Annotated in this window: 6 protein-coding genes; 3 read left to right on the top strand and 3 right to left on the bottom strand. The window is 70.2% G+C overall.

Translation table 11 applies throughout. From position 1 onward, the window contains the following. Window positions 1-63: 63 nt before the first annotated feature. Window positions 64-852 (bottom strand): crotonase/enoyl-CoA hydratase family protein, encoded by a 789-nt coding sequence (locus ACFWX1_RS36030; protein WP_378394273.1) that lies wholly within the window; start codon window positions 850-852, stop codon window positions 64-66. 63 nt (window positions 853-915) lie between these two features. Between ACFWX1_RS36030 and ACFWX1_RS36035 the strand changes: the two genes are divergently transcribed. Next, window positions 916-2,529: an acyl-CoA synthetase gene (locus ACFWX1_RS36035; RefSeq protein WP_378394274.1), complete on the top strand. Its 1,614-nt coding sequence runs from the start codon at window positions 916-918 to the stop codon at window positions 2,527-2,529. Window positions 2,530-2,539: 10 nt separating this feature from the next. Further along, the gene (locus ACFWX1_RS36040; protein WP_378394275.1) at window positions 2,540-3,646 is read left to right on the top strand and encodes an NAD(P)H-dependent flavin oxidoreductase; all 1,107 of its coding nucleotides are present in this window, start codon (window positions 2,540-2,542) and stop codon (window positions 3,644-3,646) included. Window positions 3,647-3,702: 56 nt separating this feature from the next. On the opposite strand, the gene ACFWX1_RS36045 is transcribed toward ACFWX1_RS36040, so the two are convergent. Both ACFWX1_RS36045 and ACFWX1_RS36050 read right to left on the bottom strand, forming a co-directional pair. Then, a complete protein-coding gene (locus ACFWX1_RS36045) occupies window positions 3,703-4,503 on the bottom strand; it encodes a S1 family peptidase (protein WP_378394276.1) in 801 nt (266 codons plus the stop codon). 171 nt (window positions 4,504-4,674) lie between these two features. Beyond that, window positions 4,675-5,919 (bottom strand): APC family permease, encoded by a 1,245-nt coding sequence (locus ACFWX1_RS36050; RefSeq protein WP_378394277.1) that lies wholly within the window; start codon window positions 5,917-5,919, stop codon window positions 4,675-4,677. An 81-nt stretch (window positions 5,920-6,000) separates the two neighbouring features. On the opposite strand from ACFWX1_RS36050, the gene ACFWX1_RS36055 reads away from it, so the two are divergent. Further along, window positions 6,001-6,777, top strand: coding sequence for a GntR family transcriptional regulator (locus ACFWX1_RS36055; protein ID WP_378394278.1), 777 nt, complete (start codon window positions 6,001-6,003; stop codon window positions 6,775-6,777). Window positions 6,778-6,875: the final 98 nt, after the last annotated feature.

Below are 6,875 nucleotides of genomic sequence, written 5' to 3' on the forward strand. Positions count from 1 at the left end.
CCGCGAATGTGGAACTCGGGCTCGCGAACGTGGGACTCGGGCTTTCGGGTGTGGGACTCGCCGTTAGCGGCCGTGGAAGTTGGGGCGGCGTTTCTCGGCGAAGGCACGGGGGCCTTCCTTCGCGTCGGCGCTGGCGAAGACGGCGATGCCGTACTGGGCGTCGAGCTTGAAGGCCTCTTCCTCGTGCATGCCTTCGGTGTCGCGCATGGTCTTGAGAATCGCGCGGACGGCGAGGGGGCCGTTGGCGTTGACGAGCGAGGCCAGCTCCAGCGCCCGGTTCAGCGCCTTTCCGTCCGGCACGACATGGCCGATCAGCCCGATTTCGCGGGCCTCGGCCGCGGTGATGTGCCGCCCGGTGAGCAGCAGATCCGCCGCGACGGTGTACGGGATCTGACGCGGCAGCCGGACCGCCGATCCACCCATCGGGTACAGACTCCACCGCGCCTCGGACACCCCGAACTTCGCGCTCTCCCCGGCGACACGGATGTCCGTTCCCTGCAGGATTTCCGTCCCGCCCGCGATGGCGGGTCCTTCGACGGCGGCGAAGAGCGGCTTCGTGAGCCGACGTCCCTTCAGCAGTCCTTCGATTCGGGCCGGGTCGAACGCCCCACGATCGAACGCGTCGCTCGGCGCGTTGCGGGACATCGACTTCAGGTCCGCGCCCGCGCAGAACGCGCCGCCCGCGCCGGTGAGGACGCAGCTGCGGATGTCGTCGTCGGTGTCGACGCGGTCCCAGGCCTCGGTCATGATCCCGAGCATCTCGCCGGTCAGCGCGTTCTTCGCTTCGGGCCGGTTCATCGTGACGACGAGCGTCTGCCCGTCCCGCTCCACCAGCGCGTGCGGCTCGCTCAACGGATACCTCCTGGAAGCCTCGTTGCCATTGCTCAGAACGATAACATGTTCTACTTTAGGGGCGTGGCACTCAACATCGCGGATCTACTCGAGCACGCCGTCGACGCCGTGCCGGAACGTGTCGCGGTCGTGTGCGGTGACCGGCGGGTCACCTTCGCCGAGCTGGAGGCGAGGGCCAACCGCCTCGCCCACCACCTGGCCGCGCACGGCGTGGGACGCGGATCCCACATCGGTGTTTACTCCCGGAACTCCATCGAGGCGCTGGAGGCGATGATCGCGGCCTACAAGCTGCGCGCGATCGCCGTCAACGTCAACTACCGTTATGTCCACGGTGAACTGAAGTACTTGTTCACCAACGCCGACCTCGTCGCGCTCGTCCACGAACGGCAGTACGCGGACAAGGTCGCCGCCGTGCTGCCGGAAACCCCGAAATTGAAACACGTTGTCGTCGTGGACGACGGCACCGGCGGGGATTACGAGAGCTACGGCGGAGTCGATTACGAAACGTCGCTGGCCGCCGAATCGCCCGAACGCGACTTCGGCGAACGCAGCGCCGACGATCTCTACATCCTCTACACCGGCGGCACCACCGGTTACCCCAAGGGCGTCCTGTGGCGCCACGAGGACATCTGGCGCGCGCTCGGCGGCGGCATCAACTTCGTCACCGGCGAATACGTCCCGGACGAATGGACGCTCGCCGAGCAGGGCAAGTCGGGCAGCCTCGTACGGCTCCCCGCCGCGCCGCTCATCCACGGCGCAGCGCAGTGGGCCGCGTTCGGCGCGCTGTTCACCGGCAGCCCGGTCGTGCTCGTCCCGCGGTTCGACGCGCACGACGTGTGGAAAGCCGTGCAGGACAACAAGGTCCAGGTCCTCACGATCGTCGGCGACGCGATGGCCCGCCCGCTCATCGAGGCCTATCGCGAGGGTGACTACGACGCGTCGTCGATCGTCGCCGTTTCGAGTCACGCCGCGTTGTTCTCGCACTCGGTCAAACAGGAGTTCCTCGGTCTCCTGCCGAACGTGGTGATCACCGACGCAATCGGTTCGTCGGAGAGCGGGTTCACCGGAATCGGCATGGTGGGCAAGGATTCCGACCACAGCGCGGGCCCGCGCGTCCAGTTCGGCAAGGACGCCATCCTGCTCGACGAGGACGGCAACGCCGTGCCGCCGGAGCCGGGCGCGATCGGCCTCATCGCCCGGCGCGGGCACGTCCCGCTCGGCTACTACAACGACCCCGAGAAGAGCCGGACGATCTTCGCGGAGGTCGACGGAGCCCGTTATGTCGTACCCGGCGACTACGCTCGCTACGAGGAGGACGGCACGGTCACGCTGCTCGGCCGTGGGTCCCAGTGCGTCAACACGGGCGGCGAGAAGGTCTATCCGGAGGAGGTGGAAGGTGCGCTGAAATCGCATCCCGACGTCTTCGACGCGCTGGTGATCGGCGTGCCGGACGAGCGGCTGGGCCAGCGCGTCGCCGCGGTGATCCAGCCGCGCGACGGTGCCGCCGTGGACTTCGCGAGCCTCGAGGCGCATGTGCGCGGGGAGATCGCGGGGTACAAGGTGCCCCGCACGGTGTGGCTCACCGAGGAGATCGGCCGCACGCCGAGCGGTAAACCGGACTACCCCTGGGCGCAGCGGTACGCCGCCGAGCACCCGCCCGCGAACCAGCCCGTCTAGGAGGTAACGGATGCGGACTCCGCTCTGCGATCGGTTCGGGATCGACCTGCCGATCTTCGGGTTCACCCCGTCGGAACACGTCGCGGCCGCCATCAGCCGGGCCGGCGGCATAGGCGTGCTCGGCTGCGTCCGGTTCAACGACGCCGCCGAACTCGACGCCGTTCTCGACTGGATGGACGAGAACACCGACGGGAAACCGTACGGCGTCGACGTCGTGATGCCCGCGAAGATCCCCGCCGAGGGCACCCAGGTCGACCTCGGCAAGCTCATCCCGGACGAACACCGCGCGTTCGTGGACAGGGTGCTCGCCGAACTCGGCGTGCCACCGCTGCCCGGCGAGGGCGCCGAACGCGACGGGGTGCTGGGCTGGCTGCACTCGGTCGCGCGGTCGCAGGTCGACGTCGCGCTGAAGCACCCGATCAAGCTGATCGCGAACGCGCTCGGCTCGCCGCCGGAGGACGTCATCGCGCAGGCCCACGCCGCGGGCGTGCCGGTGGCGGCGCTCGCCGGCAAGGCAGAGCACGCCGCGCGGCATGTCGCCAACGGCGTCGACATCGTCGTGGCGCAGGGCTACGAGGCGGGCGGCCACACCGGGGAGATCGCCTCGATGGTGCTCGTCCCGGAGATCGCCGACGCCGTCGGCGACCGGGCCCCGGTCCTCGCCGCGGGCGGGATCGGCTCGGGCAGGCAGGCCGCCGCGGCGCTCGCGCTCGGCGCGTCCGGGGTGTGGATGGGCTCGTTCTGGCTCGCCACCGAGGAATACCTGCAGACGATGACCGGATCGGGCGCGATCCAGAGCGCGCTCGTGGCCGCGAGTTCCTCCGACACCGTGCGCAGCCGGATCTACACCGGGAAACCGGCGCGGCTGCTCAAGACCCGGTGGACCGAGGCGTGGGCGGCCCCGGACGCGCCCGAACCGCTGCCGATGCCGTTGCAGAACCTGCTCGTCTCCCCGGCGCACCACCGGATGCACGCGGCGAAGGACCCGAACCTCGTGGCCATGCCGGTCGGGCAGATCGTCGGCAGGATGGACCGGGTCCGCAGCGTCGCCGAGGTCATCGCCGAACTCGTGTCCGGGTACGAGGAGGCACTGTCCCGCCTGGACAAGACCCGCTGAAGGGGACTTTCTCGCATGCCATGCGAGAAAAGTCCCCTTCAGCTCAGCTCGGGGCCCTAGATCTTCTTGGCGGCGTCCGCGATCGCCGACGCGAACGTACTCACCTCGGTGTACACGCCGGGCGCGTGCGGCCGGGCACAGCCGTCGCCCCAGCTGGTGATGCCGACCTGGATCCAGGCGTTGTTGTTGTCCCGCCGGAACATCGGCCCGCCGGAGTCGCCCTGGCAGGTGTCCACCCCGCCGGCCGACACGTTGCCCGCGCAGATCTCCGCGCTCGGGATGAGTTCGCCGTACGAGCCGCCCTGCGCCTGGCAGGTGCTGTCGGCGACGAACGGGACCTGCGCCTTGAGCAGGTAACGCTGCTGCGACCCGCCTTCGGTCGCCGCGCCCCAGCCCGCGATCGTGAAGGTGCCGTTGTTGTACGACGACGTCGTCGCGATCGGCAGCGTCGCGAGGCCGCTGACCGGGCTGGCGAGCTTGATCAGCGCCCAGTCACCACCGGTGTCCGTGCCGTAGGTCGGTGACCGGTACACATAGGTCGACTTCACCTTCTGCGCGCTGGTGCTCTGCAGGTCGACCACGCCGACGGTGGCGGTGATCGAGCTGTTCGCGCCCGTCCTGCTGACACAGTGCGCCGCGGTCAGCACGATCTGGCTGGTGTAGAGCGCTCCGCCGCAGCCCATGGACAGCCGCACCATGAACGGGAATTCTCCTTGCGCGGCACGGGTTCCGCCGATGACGTCGGTGGACGGGGGCTCGGCCGCGACCGCCGGGGTGGCGAACGAGGAGATCGTCGCGGCCGCCGCGAGACCGATCGCGGCGTTTCTGAGCAGGGTGAACCATCGCTGGGGGGCCAAGGGATCATTCCTTCCGGAGTCCACAGTGGATACTGAGCACTACGCGCGGCCGCCCACCGACTACACCAGAGGCACCCACACGGGGACTACCGACTTTCTTCGGGTCTTTCCGGCAAATGGGTCACGAACGAGACTGGTTACAAGCCCGTAACCTGGTAGTCCACAATGGACTCAGCGGCGAAACCGTCGCACACCGTAGGCGGCGGCGCCGAGCGCGAGCACCCCGCAGCCGATCACCACCGATGTCCATGGCAGGCTGAACGCCAGGACGACACAGCCGAGCAGGCCGACGACCCCGATGACGCGGGGCGCGCGGTTCTCGTCGCGGCGAAGCGTCAAAGCGGCGGAGTTGGCCACGGCGTAGTACGCGAGGACCGCGAAGGACGAAAACCCGATCGCGCCGCGAAGATCGATCGACGCGGCCAGTACCGCGACGATCGCCCCGACTGTCAGCTCGGCCCGGTGCGGTACGCCGAACCGGGGATGGATGACGGCCAGGAACCGGGGGAGATGCCCGTCGCGGGCCATCGCCAGCGTCGTCCGGGACACCCCGAGGATCAGCGCGAGCAGCGAACCCAGCGCGGCGAGCGCGGCACCGGCACGCACGACCGGCGTCAGCCACGGCCACGGCGATCCGGACACCGCCGCCGCGATCGGGTCGGCGCTCGCGGCGAGCGCCGCGGGCCCGAGCCGGACGAGCAGCACCACCGCGAGGGCGGCGTAGACGACGAGGGTGAGCCCGAGCGCGAGCGGGATGGCGCGCGGGATCGTGCGGGCCGGGTCGCGGACCTCCTCGCCGAGCGTCGCGAGCCGCGCGTACCCCGCGAACGCGAAGAACAACAGTCCCGCCGCCTCCAGCACTCCGCCCGTCCGGAACTCCGCGAACGGCGTGACGGCGAACGCCGTTCCGCCCGAGGAGATCGCGGCGACCGACAAAGCCAGCACCACCAAGGTGATCGTGACGATCACCCGCGTCGCCAGCGCCGAGCGGTGCACGCCACGGTAGTTGACCCCGGTCAGCGCCGCGACCACCGCGACCGCGAGCACGCTCCGCCACGGCCGGTCCAGTCCCGGCGCGGCGTAGGCGACGACGGTCAGTGTCATCGCCGCGCAACTGGCCGTCTTGCCGGTCACGAATCCCCAGCCCGCCAGGAAACCCCAGAATTCGCCGAGCCGTTCCCTGCCGTACACATAGGTCCCGCCGGACTCCGGATACCGCGCGGCCAGCCGGGCCGACGACGTCGCGTTGCAGTAGGCGACCACGGCGGCGAGCGCGAGCGCGGGCAGCAGCCCGGCCCCCGCCGCGCGGGCGGCCGGGGCGAACGCGGCGAACACCCCGGCCCCGATCATCGAGCCGAGGCCGAGGAACACCGCGTCGCCGAGGCCGAGCCGCCGGGCCATCGGGGTCGAGCTCATCCGGGTGATCCTTCGCGTCGGCGTGCCTTGTCGCGGGACAGCGAACCACGTCCGCGTCCGGAGGGCCTAGTCTCGGGTTCCGTGACCGCACGTTCCTCGCTGACCCGCCTCTCCGCCGACGGCCCCGTCCGCGACGGGATCCCCGAGCACGGCCGCATCCCGCGCTACTACGCGGTCAAGGTCGGCCTGCTGGAGGTGATCGCCGAACTCGGCGAGGGCAGCGCGCTGCCGACCGAGCGGGAACTGTGCGAACGGTTCGAGGTCTCGCGCGCGACCGTCCGCCAGGCGGTCGGGGAACTCGTCCTCGAAGGCAGGCTCAGCAGGCGGCAGGGGAGCGGGACCTACGTCGCCCCGCCGAAGATCGTGCAGCCGCTCGCACTGGTCAGCTACACCGAAGGCCTGCGGCAGCAGGGAATCGAGCCCGGCCGGAACGTGATCACCCTCGAACGCCGCGCCGCGGGACCCGCGCTCGCCGCCGACCTGCGGATCGCGCCGGAGGACGAGATCATCCACATCGAGCGGGTGCTGCTCGCCGACGCCGAACGCGTCGGCCTCGAGTCGACATATCTGCGTGCCGCCCGGTTCCCGACGCTGCTCGACGTGTTCGATCCGGAGCAATCGCTGTACGCCTGCCTGCGTGAGCGGCTCGGTGTCGTGTTCGACGGCGCCGAAGAGCGCGTCGAGACCGTGCTCGCGACGCCGCGGGAAGCGTTGCTGATCGGTACGAACCCGGCGCTGCCGATGCTGCTCATGCACCGGATCTCGTGGGGGCCTGACGGCGAACCGTTCGAACGGGTCCGCTCGCTCTTCCGCGGTGACCGGCTCAGCTTCATGACCCGCCTCGGCCGCGTCGAATAGCCCTGAAGGCCTCCTTCACAGCGCTCAAACCAGGGAATGAGGCGGGAAGCGGCATAGGGCGGGCCCGGGCGGGCGGGGGGGGGGGGGGGGCGGGCGCT

This window comes from Amycolatopsis sp. NPDC059021 (assembly GCF_042739895.1).
Lineage (GTDB): Bacteria > Actinomycetota > Actinomycetes > Mycobacteriales > Pseudonocardiaceae > Amycolatopsis.